This window comes from Streptomyces sp. NPDC021225 (assembly GCF_044332865.1).
Taxonomy (GTDB): domain Bacteria; phylum Actinomycetota; class Actinomycetes; order Streptomycetales; family Streptomycetaceae; genus Streptomyces.
Map to the genome: position 1 here is coordinate 1,337,031 of NZ_JBIRPV010000001.1, position 15,822 is coordinate 1,352,852.

The window sequence follows — 15,822 nt, forward strand, 5'->3', positions numbered from 1 at the left end:
GAACGGGGGGACGGGACGTGGTACTCGCGGACCTGCCGGCCTCGGCCGGCGACCGGGACGCCGCCGTGGTGCGGGTGCTGAGCTACAACATCCGCTCGCTGCGCGACGACCGTGAGGCGCTGGTCCGGGTGGTCCGGGCCTGCGCCCCCGACGTCCTGTGCGTCCAGGAGGCGCCGCGTCACTTCCGCTGGCGCAAGGCCGCCTCCTGGCTGGCCCGCGAGACCGGCCTCGTCCACACCACCGGCGGCGCCACCACCGCCGGCCCGATGCTGCTGACCTCGCTGCGCGCCCACGTGGAGCGCAGCGAGGACATCCTGCTGCCCCGCATCCCCGGTCTGCACCAGCGCGGCCTGGCCACCGCCGTGCTGCGGTTCGGGGGCGGGCACCGGGGCGCGGACGCCATCAGGCTCGGCGTGGTCAGCTGCCATCTGAGCCTGGCCGAGGCCGAGCGCCACGACCAGGCGGGGATGGTGCTCGACCACCTCGCCGCGCTGGGCGTCCCGTACACGGTGCTGGCCGGTGACATCAACGACCGGCCCGAGGGCCGCGCCTTCCGCCGGCTGGCCGGATCGCTGCGCGACGCCTGGGCGGCCGAGCCCTGGGGGAGCGAGCTCACCTACCCGCAGGACCGGCCCCGGCGCCGGATCGACGCGCTGTTCACGACCGAGGGCGTGGAGGTCCTCGGCTGCGGGGTGCCGGCCGGGCTGCCCGGGGTCACGGAGGCGGACCTGAGGGCGGCGTCGGACCATCTCCCGGTCCTGGCCGCGCTCCGGCTCCCGCGCGTTTCCGCCGCCGCGCCCGCCGGCCGGGCGGGCACGGGTCGCTCCGCCTGAGGCCGCTGCCGCTCGGCCTCAGGCGGCCTCAGTCTGTTTCAACCGGCTTCAGACGACCGCGCCGCGGCCCGGGTCGTCGTCCTCTTCGTCGTCGTCCCCCATCCGCAGCACCAGCGTGGTGAAGCCGCCCAGGAAGCCGCCCACCGCGAGCGTGGTGATCCACCAGGTGAGCTCCACCTGGAACAGCACCACGCCGAGCAGCAGCAGCGGGCCGCCCAGCACGCCCAGCCACGCGAAGCGCGAGGTGGTGTCGGTCTCGGGGAGCGGGGGCGGCTCGGGCGGGACGAAGTGGCCCTCGTCGGTCTCGTCGAAGTCGTCGTCGGACGGCTCGGCGGGCTCCCAGTCGCGGGGGCCGACGCCCGGCGCGTACACGATGAAGCTGCCGAGGGGCTTGTCGGGCTTGGCCACATCGACCGGGCCCGCCCCCGCGACCGGCGCCGACGGGTCGCGCCGGCCCTCCGGGTCGTCGTCCTCATCGTCCTCGTCGTCCCGGGCGTCGCGGTCGCTCCGGCCGCCTCGGTCCCGGGGATCGCCGTCGGGCAGGTCCTCGGCCTCGGGCCAGGGCGCCGGGGCCTCCGGGTCCCGGGACTCCTTGCCGTACGCCGCGACGATCTCGGCGAACGCGGCGTCGTCGTCGCGAGCGCCTGCCTCGTTCTCGTTCGGGTCACGCTCCGCCACTGGCCGCCGCCCCCTCCTTCCCGAGTCGCGTATCCGTCCCACTGTTCTCATCGATACCCCGCGTCAGCCTGCTGATGAACGCATGGGTCTCGGCGAAGACGAGCTCCGCGTCGTGGTCCAGCGTCGCCACGTGGTAGCTGCGCTCCAGCACCAGCTCGGTGACGTCCCGGGAGGAGACCCGGCTCAGGATGCGCGCCGAGTCGACCGGGGGCACCACATGGTCCGCCGCGCTGTGCATCAGCAGCAGCGGCTGGGTCACCCGCGGCAGTTCGGCGTCGACCTCCCGCAGCAGCCGGCGCAGCTGGTCCGCGCCGTTCAGCGGCACCCGCTGGTAGCCCGACTCCGGCGTGCCCGGCTTGGCGATGTCGCTCACGATGCCCTTGACGGACGGGATCAGATGGCGCAGCACCGGCAGCGCGGGGGCGGCCCGGTCGTGCATGCGGTGGGCCGGGTTGACCAGGGCCAGCCCGCTGACCCGCGCCCCGTGGCGGGCGGCGAGCCGCAGGGCGAGCGCGCCGCCCATGGACAGCCCGCACACGAACACCTGCCGGCATCGCTCGGCGAGCCCGCGCAGCTCCCGGTCCACCTCGGCGTACCAGTCGTCCCGGCTGGTGACCGCGAGCTCCTGCCAGCGGGTGCCGTGGCCGGGCAGCAGCGGGAGCGAGACCGTCAGCCCCTGCCGCGCGAGGTGCTCGGCCCACGGACGGACCGACTGGGGCGTGCCGGTGAAGCCATGACAGACGAGGACGCCGATCTCTCCGCCGTCATGGCGGAACGGCTGGGCCCCGGGAAGGAGCGGCACCGAGGATCTCCGTTCGGTGAATATGGCGGTCGTTCGGTGTATAGGGCACTGGTGGAACGGGGCCGGGCGGCCCGGGACCTCAGCGTACGCGGCGCGCCGCAGAGGGGGTAGGCACGTTAAGGTCTCCTCGTCGGATACAGGAGGTCCTCGGTTGTTCTACGGCGCCATGAAGCTGTCGGTCGGCGGAGCGTTGAAGCTGGCCTTCCGGCCCTGGGTGGAGGGGCTGGAGAACGTCCCCGCGGAGGGGCCGGCCATCCTCGCCAGCAACCACCTGTCGTTCTCCGACTCCTTCTTCCTTCCCGCGATGCTCGACCGCAAGGTCACCTTCATCGCCAAGCAGGAGTACTTCACCACCCCGGGCGTGAAGGGCAAGCTGACCGCCGCCTTCTTCAAGGGCGTCGGGCAGCTGCCGGTGGACCGCTCGGGCGGGCGCGGCGCGAGCGAGGCCGCGATCAAGAGCGGCATCGAGGTGCTGGAGCGCGGCGAGTTGTTCGGCATCTACCCGGAGGGCACCCGCTCACCGGACGGGCGGCTGTACCGCGGCAAGCCGGGCGGGCTGGCGCGGGTGGCGCTGGCCACGGGCGCCCCGGTGATCCCGGTCGCCATGATCGACACCGAGAAGATCCAGCCGCCGGGCAAGGTGATGCCCAAGCTGATGCGGCCGGGCATCCGGATCGGCAAGCCGCTGGACTTCAGCCGCTACCACGGCATGGACAACGACCGCTTCATCCTGCGCTCGGTGACCGACGAGGTCATGTACGAGATCATGAAGCTCTCCGGCCAGGAGTACGTCGACATCTACGCGACCGTCGCCAAGCGGCAGATCGCGGATGCCGAGGCGGCGCGCAAGCGCGAGGAGAAGGCCGCGGACACGGGCGGGGACGCGGGCGGGGACGACGGCGGGGACAAGGCCGGGGACGACAGCGGGGACAAGGCCGGGGCGTGACCGCGTCCGGCACGGGGGTGGGGAAGTGGCGCTGCGGCCGGGCCGTACGGGCAAGACTGTCGTGCGCATGTCGGTGGAGCAGCCCCTGTGGCGGGCGCTGACCGCCTACCGGGTGCTCACCCTGCTGTACGCGCTCACCCTCTACGCCTACGGCTACGACGACTACGACCACCCGCTGGGCGCGGGCGCCTACATGGCCGTGCTGACCGCGTGGACCGCGCTCACCGTCCGCATGGTCTCCTCGGCCGAGCGGTGCACCCTGCGCTTTCTGGTCGGTGATCTGACCGTCGCGGTGGTGGGCATCCTGCTCACCCCGCTCGTCGACACCCATGACCGCATCGCCGAGGGCACCCCCACCCTGCCGTCGATATGGACCGCGGGGGCGGTGCTCGGCTTCGCGATCAAGGGCGGCTGGCGGTGGGCCGCCTGGGCCTCCACGGTCGTCTGCGCGGCCAACATCATCGAGCGGGGCGGATTCGCCCAGGACACCGTCCACATGCTGATGCTGGTGTGGGTGGCGAGCGTGGCCATCGGCTATGTCGTCGAGGTGGCCCGCGCCAGCGAGCGCACCCTGGCCCGCGCGCTGCGGATCGAGGCCGCCACGCGCGAACGGGAGCGGCTGGCCCGGGACATCCACGACAGCGTGCTCCAGGTCCTCGCCATGGTGCAGCGCAGGGGCGCGGCCATCGGCGGGGAGGCGACCGAACTGGGGCGGATGGCGGGGGAGCAGGAGATTGCGCTGCGCACGCTGATCTCCACCGGCCCGCGGGACGCGGCGCACGAGGCGGACCGGGCGGACCGGGCGGAGCCGGTGGCCCCGGCCGGGGTCGCGCTCCTCACGGCCGAGGCCGAGGCGCCCGCCGCCGACGGCGCACCCGAACGGCGTGATCTGCTGGCCCTGTTGGCACCGCACGCCGGATCCCGCGTCACCCTCTCCGGCCCGGGCACCCCCGTACCGCTCCCCGACGAGGCCGCCACCGAACTCGCGTCCGCTGTCGGTGCCGCCCTGGACAATGTGCGGGTACACGCCGGGGACGGCGCGAACGCCTGGATCCTGGTCGAGGACGAGCCGGACGAGGTGACGGTGACCGTACGCGACGACGGACCCGGCATCCCCGAGGGGCGGCTGGCCGACGCCGAGCGCGAGGGGCGCCTCGGCGTGGCGCTGTCCATCCGGGGGCGCCTGCGCGACCTGGGCGGCAGCGCCGAGTGGATCTCGGCCCCCGGCCAGGGCACCGAGGTGGAGTTGAAGGTTCCGCGACAGGGGAAGACCGGACGATGACCGAGCGGCAGGACAGCGGTGTGCGGGGCGACGGCGGGCGGGGCGACGGCGGGCGGGAGGGGCGGCCGGTCACGGTGATGGTGGTCGACGACCACCCGATGTGGCGCGACGCCGTCGCCCGCGACCTGTCCGAGGCCGGGTTCGACGTGGTGGCCACAGCGGGGGACGGCCCGCAGGCGGTGCGCCGCGCCAAGGCCGCGAACCCCGACGTCCTGGTCCTCGACCTCAACCTCCCCGGGCTGCCCGGGGTCGAGGTCTGCAAGCAGCTCGTGGGCGCCGAACCCGGCCCGCCCGGCCCGCGCGTGCTGGTGCTCTCCGCGAGCGGGGAGCACGCGGATGTGCTGGAGGCGGTGAAGTCCGGCGCGACCGGCTATCTGCTGAAGTCGGCCAGCACCCAGGAGCTTCAGGACGCGGTGCGCCGGACGGCCGCCGGGGAGCCGGTGTTCACCCCGGGCCTCGCGGGCCTGGTGCTCGGCGAGTACCGCCGGCTGGCGAGCGACCCCGCCCCCGCCGCGCCCGACCGCCCCGTCGCCCCCCGGCTCACCGAGCGGGAGACGGAGGTGCTGCGGCTGGTGGCCAAGGGGCTGTCGTACAAGCAGATCGCCGAGCGGCTGGTCATCTCGCACCGCACCGTGCAGAACCATGTCCAGAACACCCTCGGCAAGCTTCAGTTGCACAACCGCGTCGAGCTGGTGCGGTACGCGATCGAGCGCGGCCTGGACACCGGCGTCTGAAACCGGTCATCGACCGCCGCCGCACGATCGGGTGAACCCTGAACCCAACTGCCCCTGTAGTCAGGGGATTCACTTCCCGCCCTATCCCGTGTGACCTGGATCACCGTTAGCGTGGATTCTCGTATCGGGCATTCACGGGAAATTATCGGAGAAGGGAAAAACGATGCGGGTCGGAGTGCTGACCGGTGGCGGTGACTGCCCCGGGCTCAACGCGGTCATCCGCGCCGTCGTCCGCAAGGGCGTACAGGAATACGGCTACGACTTCGTCGGCTTCCGGGACGGCTGGCGGGGTCCCCTCGAAGGCGACACCGTGCCCCTCGACATCCACGCGGTGCGCGGCATCCTGCCGCGCGGCGGCACCATCCTCGGGTCGTCCCGCACCAACCCCCTCAAGAGCCAGGACGGCATCCGCCGGGTCAAGGACAACCTCGCCAAGCAGGAGGTCGACGCGCTCGTCGCGATCGGCGGCGAGGACACGCTCGGGGTGGCCGCGCGGCTCTCCAGTGAGTACGGGATCCGCTGCGTCGGCGTCCCCAAGACCATCGACAACGACCTGTCCGCCACCGACTACACCTTCGGCTTCGACACCGCCGTCAACATCGCCACCGAGGCCATCGACCGCCTCCACACCACGGCCGAATCGCATATGCGCGTCCTCGTCGTCGAGGTGATGGGCCGTCACGCGGGCTGGATCGCCCTCCACTCGGGTCTGGCCGGCGGCGCCAACGTCATCCTCATCCCCGAACAGCGCTTCGACGTCGACCAGATCTGCGCCTGGGTCGAGTCCCGCTTCAAGATCCGCTACGCCCCGATCGTCGTCGTCGCGGAGGGCGCGATGCCCAAGGGCGGTGACGCGGTCCTCAAGGACGGGTCGCTCGACTCCTTCGGCCATGTCCGGCTCTCCGGGATCGGGGAGTGGCTGGCCAAGGAGATCGAGAAGCGCACCGGCAAGGAGGCTCGCACGACGGTGCTCGGCCATGTCCAGCGCGGCGGCACCCCCAGCGCGTTCGACCGCTGGCTCGCCACCCGCTTCGGGCTGCACGCCATCGACGCCGTCCGGGACGAGGACTACGGCAAGATGGTCGCCCTGCGCGGCACCGACATCGTCCGCGTCCCGCTCACGGAGGCCACCGCGCGGCTCAAGACGGTGGACCTCTCGCTGTACGCCGAAGCCGAGGTGTTCTTCGGCTGACCCACCCGGCCCGTCCGGGGAGGGCCGGCAGCCTGCGGCGCCGCCCCTCCCCACCCCTCCCCGCTCCATGGGGCTCCGCCCCCTGACCCCCGCCTGGCCCGGGAGGGCTGCGGTGGGGGCCGCGCCCCTGGCCTCGACGGGGTGTGGTCGGGGCTGCGCCCCTGGCCCCGGCGTGCTGCGGCCGGGACTACTCCTGGCCCCGCCGGACTTCGGCCGGGGGCCGCGCCCTGGCCTCCGGCGGGGCTCCGCCCTCCCCATGCGGCGGAGCCGCATATCGACGGAGGCTGTGCCCTTGCCTCCGGCGGACTTCGGTCGGGGCCGCGCCCCAGCCCCGGCACCGGGCCTCGGTGGGGCCCGGCCCGGGCTGCGCCCCCTGGGCCCTGGCGGGCTGCGGCCCCGGCTGCGCCGCCTGGCCTCCGGCGGGGCTCCGCCTCTCCCCATGCGGCGGAGCCGCATATCTACGGGGGCTGGGGGCTTGCCCCCAGTTGTGGGAAGGGGCGGGTAGGGGACACGCGCCGCAGGCAGCCGGGGCCGACCGGGGCCGGCGTCACACCAGGACGGCCGCCAGGAGCTCGGCGACAATCGTCGCGCCGTTGAGCGTCAGCACGGACTCGGGATGGAACTGCACACCCGCGAAGTTCGGCCCGCGCAGCGCGTGTACGTCGCCGCTCACCGGGTCGCGGCTGACCTCCACCCGGTGCATCGCCAGCTCACCCGTCGCCGCCCCGTCGCACCGGGCGGTGAAGGTGTTGTAGAAGCCGACGGTCTCCTCGCGCCCGAAGAGCTGGATCCGCTCCTGCGCACCCTGGAACGGCACGTCCTTCCGTACGATCTCCAGCCCCAGCTCGGCCGCCAGCAGCTCGTGCCCCAGGCACACCCCCAGCAGCCCGTGCCGGTGCCCGCGCACCAGGTCCGCCGTCAGCCCGCGCAGGAACCGCATCTTCGGGTCGGCCGTGTCGGACGGGTCGCCCGGGCCCGGGCCGAGGATCACGGGGCCCTCGTGCGCCAGCGCGGCCTCCCGCACGCCCGGTTCGTCGAACCGCCGCACGGTCACCGTGAGCCCGGTGGTCCGCAGGAGGTGCGCCAGCATCGCGGTGAAGGTGTCCTCGCCGTCGACCACCAGGGCGTGCCCGGCCGGCTGCGCACCCGCCCGCGGGGCATCCTCGGGCGTGTGCATGCGCAGCCAGAACGGGGCGAGGTCGGCCCGGCGGGCATCCAGGGCCGCCCGCACCCGCGGGTCGTCGGCGAGCCGGGGGAGTGCGGGCCCGTCGGCCCGCCCCGCGAGGGAAGGGCGCACCCCGAGGGCGGTGAGGACTCCGGCCGCCTTGGCGTGGGTCTCGGCGACCTCGCCGTGCGGGTCGGAGTGGCGTACGAGCGTGGCCCCGACCGGCACCCGCAGGGAGCCGTCGGAGTCAATATCCGCGGTGCGGATGAGGATCGGCGAGTCCAGGGTCTGCGCGCCGCCGGCGTCCCGCCCGATGAGCGCGAGCGCCCCCGCGTAGTAGCCGCGCCCCGCGCCGTCCGGCCCGGCGGGCTCGTACCGCTCGATCACCCGGCAGGCGTTCTGCACCGGCGAGCCGGTCACCGTCGCCGCGAACATCGTCTCCCGCAGCACGTCCCGCACATCGAGCGAGGAGCGGCCGCGCAGTTCGTACTCGGTGTGCGCGAGGTGCGCCATCTCCTTGAGCCGGGGGCCGACCACCACGCCGCCCATGTCGCCGACGGTGCACATCATCTTCAGCTCCTCGTCCACGACCATGGACAACTCCTCCACCTCCTTGCGGTCGTGCAGAAACTCCAGCAGCCCGTCGAGCCGGGCCCCGTCGCTGGGATAGCGGTAGGTCCCGCTGATGGGGTTCATCACGACCGTCCCGCCGGACATCCGCACATGCACCTCGGGGCTGGCGCCCACCAGCGTCCGGCCGTCGGCCAGGCGGACGACATACGTCCAGTACGCGCCGCGCTCCCCGGCCAGCAGCCGCCGGAACAGCGCGAGGGCGTCGGCGCGGCCGAAGCCGGGGATCTCGCCCCGGAAGGTCCTGCGGATCACGAAGTTCGCGCCCTCGCCGGTGCCGATCTCGTCCTCGACGACCCGCCGTACGATCTCCGCGTACGCGTCGTCGGCCACGTCGAAGGCCCCGCCCTCGACCCGTACCTCGTGCGCGGGCAGCGCGTCCAGCACCTCGCCCAGCGGCAGTTCGTACGTCTCCTCGGGGCGCAGCACGGCCAGCGGCGTCCCGTCGTCGCGCACGTCGAACCCGCGCTCGCGGATCTGCCGGAACGGCACCAGGGCCAGTGCGTCGTGCGCACCCGCGCCGGTGCCCGGTGCCCCGGTCGGCAGCGGGATGTCGGTCAGCCGCTCCACCTCGGTGACGGGGCCCAGCAGCACCTCGACGGTGTCGGGTGCGTGGCCGGGCGTACGGCGGTGCAGCAGGGCGAAGGGCGGGCAGTCGGCGGAGAGCAGCCGCCGGATGATCGCACGGGGGTCGTGGTGCGGATCACTGTGCATTGCGGTGGTTCCTTCCGGGAGGGAGGAACGGCCCGCGGAAACGCCGAAGGCCGCCCCTCGGGCGGCCTTCGCGGTGTCGGTGCGTACGCGCGATCAGTGGGCCGCCGGATGAGCGGTCCACCACCAGGTCATGGTCAGTCGCGCGAACATGGGCCGGACCCTACCCCATGTTTCCGCCCGTGTGTTCCCGCGCGGCCCGCCGATGTCAGTCCCAGTGGCCACCGTGGCCGTGGTCGTCGTGGTCGTGCCCACCGCCGCCACTGCTGTGGTGGCTGCCTCCTCCTCCACCGCCCCCGCCGCCACCGTGGTGGTCGCCGCCCCCACCGCCACCGTGGTGGTCGCCGCCCCCACCGCCCTCGCCCCCACCGCCCTCGCCCCCACTGCCCCCGCCTCCACCGCCGCCGCCCGAGGGGTCGGGCGCCGCGTCGTCGTCGTTCACGTAGTCCACTCCGAAATCGGGGACCGGATCCCCGAAATCCTCGATCACGTCCGCGACGAGCCCGGCGATGCCGGAGTCGGCGGGGAGGCCCAGGTCGGACAGGAAGTCCGTCGGGTGGTGCTCGACGGCGGAGCGGTCCGGCGCGTCCGGGAGCAACTCCCCGCCCACCACCACGGCCGTCAGGGCGACGCCGAACGTGTGGCCGGCGCTCCGGACGAGCCCGGCGATCCGTGTCCGCCGGCCCTGGCCGGGCCGGAGGCGGTCGAGGCCGATCCGGATCCGGTGTGCCTCCGCCCCCAGGCCATGGCTCTCCAGCAGTCGGACGGCTCTGCGCCAGTGGCGCCTGGCCCGTCTCACCGGGCGCAGGCCGCCCGGGCCGCCCCGGCGCGCGGACCGGGCCTTGAGGGCCACCAGGCCCAGGTTGTACGCGGTCCACGCCTCGCCGTGGGCGTCGTCGGCCTCCTGGAAGAGGCCGAGCGCCCGCTCATAGCTGCGCGTGGCCGCCGCCAGGTCGTCCTGGCTGTTCCGCTGGTAGTGGACATGTCCCAGATTGGCCAGGGACTGGGCCTGGCCGCGAAGGTCCCCGCCGCGCTCGCGCAGTGCGAGGGCCCGCTGGTGGCAGCGGAGCGCGGCGGTGAAGTCGGCCACCGCGTCGTCGGCGTAGAGGTTGCCGAGGTTGCTCAGTACGGCGGCGCGGGCGGCGCCCTCGAAGCCCCCCGCCTCATCCGCCCCGTCCGCGAAGCTTTCGACCGTCCTTTCGTACGCCTCGACGGCTGCCCGGTCGACGGGGCGGGCCTGGGAAGCCAGGTCGTCCTCGCACTGCTGGAGGACGCGCAGCGCCTCGCCCCACACCTCGGCGACTCGCCGTTCGTCGCCGACCTCCGTCCACAGCCGCCGCGCCTGCGTGTAAGCCTCCAGCGCCGGTGCGCGACGGGCCTGCTGGCGGTGCGCGGTGCCGATCCGCAACAGTGCTTCCGCCTCGGCCGCCGGATCTCCCGAGCGGTGCGCGGCCTCCGCCGCCAGCTGATGGGTGTCCAGCCAGTCGTCCCAGAACTTGTACAGGTCGAAGAAGGCGGTCAGGCGCAGCGCCAGAGCGGTGACCGCGGCGTCGTGCCCGCTCGCGTGGGCCAGCCGCACGGCCGCGATCAGGCACAGGCGCTCGGTGACCAGCCAGGACAGGGCCGCCGGACGGCTGGTGAGCAGGGACCGCTCGGCACCGCTGCGCAGCCGCTGTCCGCGCTCCGAGGACGGGCGCAGCCAGGCGTCGGCCTCGCCCGCCCGGTCGGCGTAGTGAGCGACCAGCCGCCCGATCGCGTCGTGCCGGGCCGCCGCCGGCTCCCGCGCGGCGGCGCGCTCGGCCGCGTACAGCCGCACCAGGCTGTGGAGGCGGTAGGTGCGGGCGCGCCCTTCCGTGATCATGTGCGCGCGGCGCAGCTCCTCGAGCCGGGGTTCGACCTCGGCGACGGGCTCGCCGGTCAAGGCCGCGGCGGTGTCGGCGGAGAGGTGCGGGCCCGGGTGGAGTGAGAGCAGCCGGAACAGCCGGGCCTCGGCGGCGGGCAGCCGCTCGTACGAGAGCGCGAACGCCGAGCGCACCGCTGACGAGGGGGCGGGTGCGGCGTCGGGGGCGCGCAGGGCGTCGAGGCGGCGGGTTTCGTCGCGCAGCCGGTCGGCGAGCTCGCCCACCGGCAGCCCCGGTGTGGTGACGAGCCTCGCCGCGACCACGTCCAGGGCGAGCGGCAGCCGGTCGCACAGCTCGGCGAGGCGCAGCGCGTCCCGCCGGTGCCCGCTCACCCGCAGGTCCGCCGGGTCGGCGGCCCCCAGCGAGGCGGCGAGGAACGCGACCGCCTCGTCCTGGGTCAGGACGTCCAATTGATGCTGGCGCACGCCGCTCAGCACGCCCCCGGCCAGGATGTGCCGTCCGACGACCACGCAGCAGTTCCTGGGGTGCGGCGGCAGCAACAGGGCCACCTGCTCTATGGAGGCGGCGTTGTCGAGCACGACGAGCACCGGGCGCCCCCGCTCGGCCAGGGCTCTCATCTCGCTGCGGTACAGGCGATGGCGCTCCCCCACGCTCCGGCCGTCGATGTCGCGCTGGGCCACGCGCAGCGCCCGCAGGAACGAGCCGAGCGCGTCGTACGCCGAGACCCGGTCGTCGGGCCGGCGCTCGTAACCCCGCAGGTCCAGGTACAGCTCGGCGCCGTACCAGCGGCGGGCCCTGGCGGTGTGCCCGGCGTGCAGCACGAGCGCGGTCTTGCCGACGCCCGCCGGCCCGGAGAGGGCGATGGCGTTCTTCTGGCCGGCCCAGGCCCGGACTGTGGATCTCGCGGGTCCGCGGCCCCTCCGGCCACGCGGCCCGCTCTTCGGCTTCAGTCCGGCGAGCAGCTCCTGGAGCGGTTCCCGCCGCCCGGTGAACGCGCCGGGGGCGGGCGGCAGCCCGGCGAGTGCCTCCGGCGGCGGGGCGGGCGGCCCGGCCATCGTGAGCCGTTCGATCGAGCCCGCCTGAACGACCGTGTGAGCCGTCCCCGAGAACTCGTTTCTGATGTCATCCCCCATGAGTTCTTTGTAGCGCCGAGGAGCCCCGCGGGACAGTATCGATATGCGGCTCCGCCGCGTGGTCGCTCGCCGGACGGGAGCCGTGCGGCCCGCGGCCGGGGCGGCGGAAGGTGTCTCAACCCGTGGGCAGGGGGCTGGACGCGCGTGGGGACCCCGTAACCTTGCTGGCGTGACCGTGAACGCTGAAACCCACACCGGTGGCCACACCTGGAAGTCTCTCCCCGCGGCGCAGCAGCCCGACTGGCCGGACCAAGCGGCTCTGCGCGAGGTGATCGCCGAGCTCGAGTCCTATCCGCCGCTCGTTTTCGCGGGCGAGTGCGACCAGCTGCGGGAGCGTCTGGGAGCCGTGGCCCGGGGTGAGGCGTTTCTGCTCCAGGGCGGCGACTGCGCCGAGGCGTTCGACGCCGTGGGCGCGGACCAGATCCGCAACAAGCTGAAGACGCTGTTGCAGATGGGCGCCGTGCTGACCTACGCCGGGCAGATCCCGGTGGTGAAGGTCGGGCGGATCGCCGGCCAGTACAGCAAGCCGCGCTCCAAGCCGACCGAGACCCGCGACGGGGTGACGCTGCCGACCTACCGCGGCGACTCGGTCAACGGCTTCGAGTTCACCGAGAAGGCCCGGATCCCGGACCCGCAGCGGCTCAAGCGGATGTACCAGGCCTCCGCCTCGACGCTGAACCTCGTGCGCGCCTTCACCACGGGCGGCTACGCGGACCTGCGCCAGGTGCACGCCTGGAACCAGGACTTCGTGAAGTCGTCCCCCGCGGGGCAGCGCTACGAGGCGCTGGCGCGCGAGATCGACCGGGCGATGAACTTCATGAACGCCTGCGGGGTGGACCCGGAGGAGTTCAGGACCGTCGAGTTCTTCGCCTCGCACGAGGCGCTGATCCTGGACTACGAGTCGGCGCTGACCCGCACGGACTCCCGTACGGGCGAGCTGTACGACGTGTCCGGCCACATGGTGTGGATCGGCGAGCGCACCCGCCAGCTGGACGGGGCGCATGTCGAGTTCGCCGCGCGGATCCGCAACCCCGTCGGGGTGAAGCTCGGCCCGACGACGACGCCGGAAGAGGCGCTGTCGCTGATCGAGCGGATCGACCCGAACCGCGAGCCCGGCCGGCTCACCTTCATCACCCGGATGGGCGCGGACAAGGTCCGCGACAAGCTGCCCGATCTGGTGGAGAAGGTCACGGCCTCCGGTGCCCAGGTGGTCTGGGTCTGCGACCCGATGCACGGCAATACCTTCGAGGCGGCGTCCGGGCACAAGACGCGGCGCTTCGACGACGTGCTGGACGAGGTCAAGGGCTTCTTCGAGGTCCACAAGGGTCTCGGCACCCACCCGGGCGGCATCCACATGGAGCTGACCGGCGACGATGTGACCGAGTGCGTGGGCGGCGGCGACGAGATCTTCGTCGACGATCTGCACCAGCGCTACGAGACGGCCTGCGACCCGCGGCTCAACCGCAGCCAGTCGCTGGACCTGGCGTTCCTGGTCGCGGAGATGTACCGCGACCAGTGACATGCCGAGGCCGGTGACATACCGGGACTGAACGGTGCGATGGGGCGCGGATCACAACGATCCGTGCCCCATCGGCGTTGTCCGCCCTCCCGGGGGGACGGTAAGGTAAGGGTTACCTCACTGATCGATCTGGAGAGCCGCGTGTACGTCTGCTCATGCTTCGGCATCACCGAGAAGCAGGTGCGCGAGCACGCCGAGTCCGGCGCCTGCACCCCGCGCCAGATCGCCGGCGCCTGCAAGGCCGGCACGGACTGCGGCTCCTGTGTGCGGCGCATCCAGGCGCTGCTGGGCCGCGGGGCGTGCCCCCGGCGCGAGTCGCCGGCCACGCTCGGCCCGGCCGGTATGCCCGCCGTCGCGTCGGCGTCCGGGCCCCAGGTCGCGGAAGCCGCGTAACGCCCTGACCGGGTCTCCGGTCAGGTCTCCGCTCAGGTGTCCGGCTGTTCGATCTGCTGGGCGATGTACAGCCCCTCGCCGAGCTTCTCGATCAGCGCGAGCTGGGTTTCGAGATAGTCGATGTGCTGCTCCTCGTCGGCGAGGATGTCCTCGAAGATATTGGCCGAGGTGATGTCGCCCTTGGTTCGCATGACCTCGATGCCGCGCTTGAGGCGGTCGATGGCCTCGATTTCCACCTGGCGGTCCGCCTGGAACATCTCGGTGACCGACTGGCCCACGCGCACATGGAACAGCCGCTGGTAATTGGGCAGCCCGTCCAGGAGAAGGATCCGGTCGGTGATCACCTCGGCGTGCTTCATCTCGTCGAACGATTCCGCCCGGGTATACGTCGCGAGCTTCGTCCAGCCGAAGTTCTCCTGCATCTTCGAATGCAGGAAGTACTGATTGATCGCGGTCAGCTCGCCGGTCAGCTGCTCGTTGAGAAACTCGAGGACCTCGGGGTCGCCCTGCATCGAAGGGGCTCCTTCCAATCCGAACGGGGACGGCCGGTTGTGCGCATCGTCGCACCGCCCATCCGGGGCGTCCAGTAAGTGCACGCTTAGTACGAGTTGCCCGGATAGCTGCCGCCCTGGTCACGACCACCCCCGAAGGTCTGACACCATGGAGCCCATGGGTCAGTCGGAAAGCCGCGAGGGGGAGCTCGGATCGCTGCCTCCGGGGCAGCGGCTGCAACGCGGTTGGCCGGTTACGCACTATGGGCCGGTGCCCAAGTTCAAGCCGGACCGCTGGGAGTTCCGGGTCTTCGGCGCCACGGCCGACGGGGAAAAGCACGCCTGGACGCATGACGAGTTCTCGGCGCTTCCGTACTCCACCGTCGTGGCCGATCTGCACTGCGTGACGAAATTCAGCATGCTGGGCGCGGAATGGGGCGGCGTGACGGCGCGCCGGATCGTGGAACTCGCGCCGCCCGCTCCCGGGGTCACGCATGTGATGGTGTGGGCGGAGTACGGCTTCAGCTCGAATCTGCGGCTCTCGGATTTCACCGCGGAGAAGACCATCTTCGCCACGCACAAGGACGGCGAACTGCTCACCGCCGAGCACGGTTTTCCGGTCCGGCTGGTCGTCCCCCATCTCTACGCCTGGAAGGGGCCCAAATGGGTCCGGGGTGTGGAGTACATGACCGCCGACCGCCGCGGCTTCTGGGAGGAGCGCGGCTACCACAACATCGGCGACCCGTGGAGCGAGCAGCGCTACTCCTACCAGGAGCAGCCGGGAGACGGCCCGGAGCTCTAGGCGTCAGCCCGGAGCTCCAGGTGTCGGCGGTCGGCGGTGCCGGCGGCGTCAGTGGTACTGGTGCACCACGGCGTGGCCCTTGCCACGGCCGATCATCCACCGGTTGACGGGGGTGGTCACGGCGAAGGCGACCACGAAGGACAGCGCCAGGCTGAGCCAGAACAGCGCGTCGGCCAGCGTCGCGTCCATCGCCCCCGGGAAGACCAGGATGGTCGCGTTGTCGGCGAGCTCCATCACGGCGATCGAGACGGTGTCCGCGGCGAGCGCGACCCGAAGGGCGGCCCGCAGGTCCAGCCCGGCGCGCAGGACGCCGCGGATGGTGAGCGAGTAGCCGAAGACGAAGGCGAGCGCGATCGCCAGGATCATGGTCGGGACGTTGTGCCAGCCGAGCGCGGTGCCGACGGCCATGCCCAGGACCTCGCCGATGGCGCAGCCGGTGAGGCAGTGCAGCGTGGCCTGCATGGCCATGGCCCAGCTCGCCGGGGCGTGACCGCTGTGGCCGCCATGATCCGCATGGCCGGTGTGTTCGCTGTGGTCGGCGTGGCCGTCGTGGGTGGCGTGGCCGTGGTGCTCCATCGGATCCCCCCGGAGGGTAGTGGCGTGTCCGTCGCCTGGCGGAAACACCATACCCCCCTGGGGTATTCCCGAC

At 72.9% G+C, this 15,822-nt stretch carries 15 protein-coding genes; 8 read left to right on the forward strand and 7 right to left on the reverse strand.

The features are described from left to right. The first annotated feature begins 17 nt into the window (after positions 1-17). A complete protein-coding gene (locus ACH4S9_RS06150) occupies positions 18-833 on the forward strand; it encodes an endonuclease/exonuclease/phosphatase family protein (RefSeq protein WP_311724701.1) in 816 nt (271 codons plus the stop codon). Positions 834-881: 48 nt separating this feature from the next. On the opposite strand, the gene ACH4S9_RS06155 is transcribed toward ACH4S9_RS06150, so the two are convergent. Both ACH4S9_RS06155 and ACH4S9_RS06160 read right to left on the reverse strand, forming a co-directional pair. Continuing rightward, complete coding sequence (locus tag ACH4S9_RS06155; RefSeq protein ID WP_398370107.1) at positions 882-1,562, reverse strand: hypothetical protein; 681 nt, start codon at positions 1,560-1,562, stop codon at positions 882-884. After that, complete coding sequence (locus ACH4S9_RS06160; RefSeq protein WP_385348851.1) at positions 1,498-2,313, reverse strand: alpha/beta hydrolase; 816 nt, start codon at positions 2,311-2,313, stop codon at positions 1,498-1,500. Before ACH4S9_RS06160 ends, ACH4S9_RS06155 begins: the two co-directional genes overlap by 65 nt. A gap of 166 nt (positions 2,314-2,479) precedes the next feature. Here ACH4S9_RS06160 and ACH4S9_RS06165 point away from each other — a divergent pair, with 166 nt between their 5' ends. The 4 genes from ACH4S9_RS06165 (at position 2,480) to ACH4S9_RS06180 (ending at position 6,467) form a co-directional block, all read left to right on the forward strand. Continuing rightward, complete coding sequence (locus ACH4S9_RS06165) at positions 2,480-3,259, forward strand: lysophospholipid acyltransferase family protein (protein WP_385348897.1); 780 nt, start codon at positions 2,480-2,482, stop codon at positions 3,257-3,259. A 67-nt stretch (positions 3,260-3,326) separates the two neighbouring features. After that, entirely contained in the window at positions 3,327-4,541 is a 1,215-nt protein-coding gene (macS, locus tag ACH4S9_RS06170) for a MacS family sensor histidine kinase (protein WP_311725041.1), read from the forward strand. Then, complete coding sequence (locus ACH4S9_RS06175; RefSeq protein WP_311724706.1) at positions 4,538-5,275, forward strand: response regulator transcription factor; 738 nt, start codon at positions 4,538-4,540, stop codon at positions 5,273-5,275. Before macS ends, ACH4S9_RS06175 begins: the two co-directional genes overlap by 4 nt. A gap of 163 nt (positions 5,276-5,438) precedes the next feature. Next, positions 5,439-6,467 carry a 6-phosphofructokinase gene (locus ACH4S9_RS06180; RefSeq protein WP_385348854.1) on the forward strand — a complete coding sequence of 343 codons (1,029 nt, stop codon included), beginning with the start codon at positions 5,439-5,441 and terminating at the stop codon, positions 6,465-6,467. Positions 6,468-7,014: 547 nt separating this feature from the next. Here ACH4S9_RS06180 and ACH4S9_RS06185 read toward each other — a convergent pair. The 3 genes from ACH4S9_RS06185 to ACH4S9_RS06195 form a co-directional block, all read right to left on the reverse strand. Next, on the reverse strand, positions 7,015-8,976 hold the full coding sequence (locus tag ACH4S9_RS06185; RefSeq protein ID WP_385348857.1) for an anthranilate synthase family protein: 1,962 nt from the start codon (positions 8,974-8,976) through the stop codon (positions 7,015-7,017). Positions 8,977-9,069: 93 nt separating this feature from the next. Beyond that, positions 9,070-9,126: a trp operon leader peptide gene (locus tag ACH4S9_RS06190; RefSeq protein ID WP_106516695.1), complete on the reverse strand. Its 57-nt coding sequence runs from the start codon at positions 9,124-9,126 to the stop codon at positions 9,070-9,072. A 55-nt stretch (positions 9,127-9,181) separates the two neighbouring features. Then, on the reverse strand, positions 9,182-11,968 hold the full coding sequence (locus ACH4S9_RS06195; protein ID WP_398370111.1) for a hypothetical protein: 2,787 nt from the start codon (positions 11,966-11,968) through the stop codon (positions 9,182-9,184). Positions 11,969-12,137: 169 nt separating this feature from the next. On the opposite strand from ACH4S9_RS06195, the gene ACH4S9_RS06200 reads away from it, so the two are divergent. Beyond that, complete coding sequence (locus tag ACH4S9_RS06200) at positions 12,138-13,487, forward strand: class II 3-deoxy-7-phosphoheptulonate synthase (RefSeq protein WP_385348862.1); 1,350 nt, start codon at positions 12,138-12,140, stop codon at positions 13,485-13,487. Positions 13,488-13,628: 141 nt separating this feature from the next. Further along, complete coding sequence (locus tag ACH4S9_RS06205; RefSeq protein WP_311724710.1) at positions 13,629-13,880, forward strand: (2Fe-2S)-binding protein; 252 nt, start codon at positions 13,629-13,631, stop codon at positions 13,878-13,880. Positions 13,881-13,912: 32 nt separating this feature from the next. Here the strand turns inward: ACH4S9_RS06205 and bfr are convergent, their stop codons facing one another. Then, a complete protein-coding gene (gene bfr, locus ACH4S9_RS06210; protein ID WP_311724711.1) occupies positions 13,913-14,392 on the reverse strand; it encodes a bacterioferritin in 480 nt (159 codons plus the stop codon). Positions 14,393-14,549: 157 nt separating this feature from the next. Here bfr and ACH4S9_RS06215 point away from each other — a divergent pair, with 157 nt between their 5' ends. Continuing rightward, complete coding sequence (locus tag ACH4S9_RS06215; RefSeq protein WP_311724712.1) at positions 14,550-15,173, forward strand: sulfite oxidase-like oxidoreductase; 624 nt, start codon at positions 14,550-14,552, stop codon at positions 15,171-15,173. Between the two features lie 48 nt (positions 15,174-15,221). On the opposite strand, the gene ACH4S9_RS06220 is transcribed toward ACH4S9_RS06215, so the two are convergent. Continuing rightward, on the reverse strand, positions 15,222-15,749 hold the full coding sequence (locus ACH4S9_RS06220; protein WP_398370114.1) for a DUF4396 domain-containing protein: 528 nt from the start codon (positions 15,747-15,749) through the stop codon (positions 15,222-15,224). Positions 15,750-15,822 lie beyond the last annotated feature (73 nt).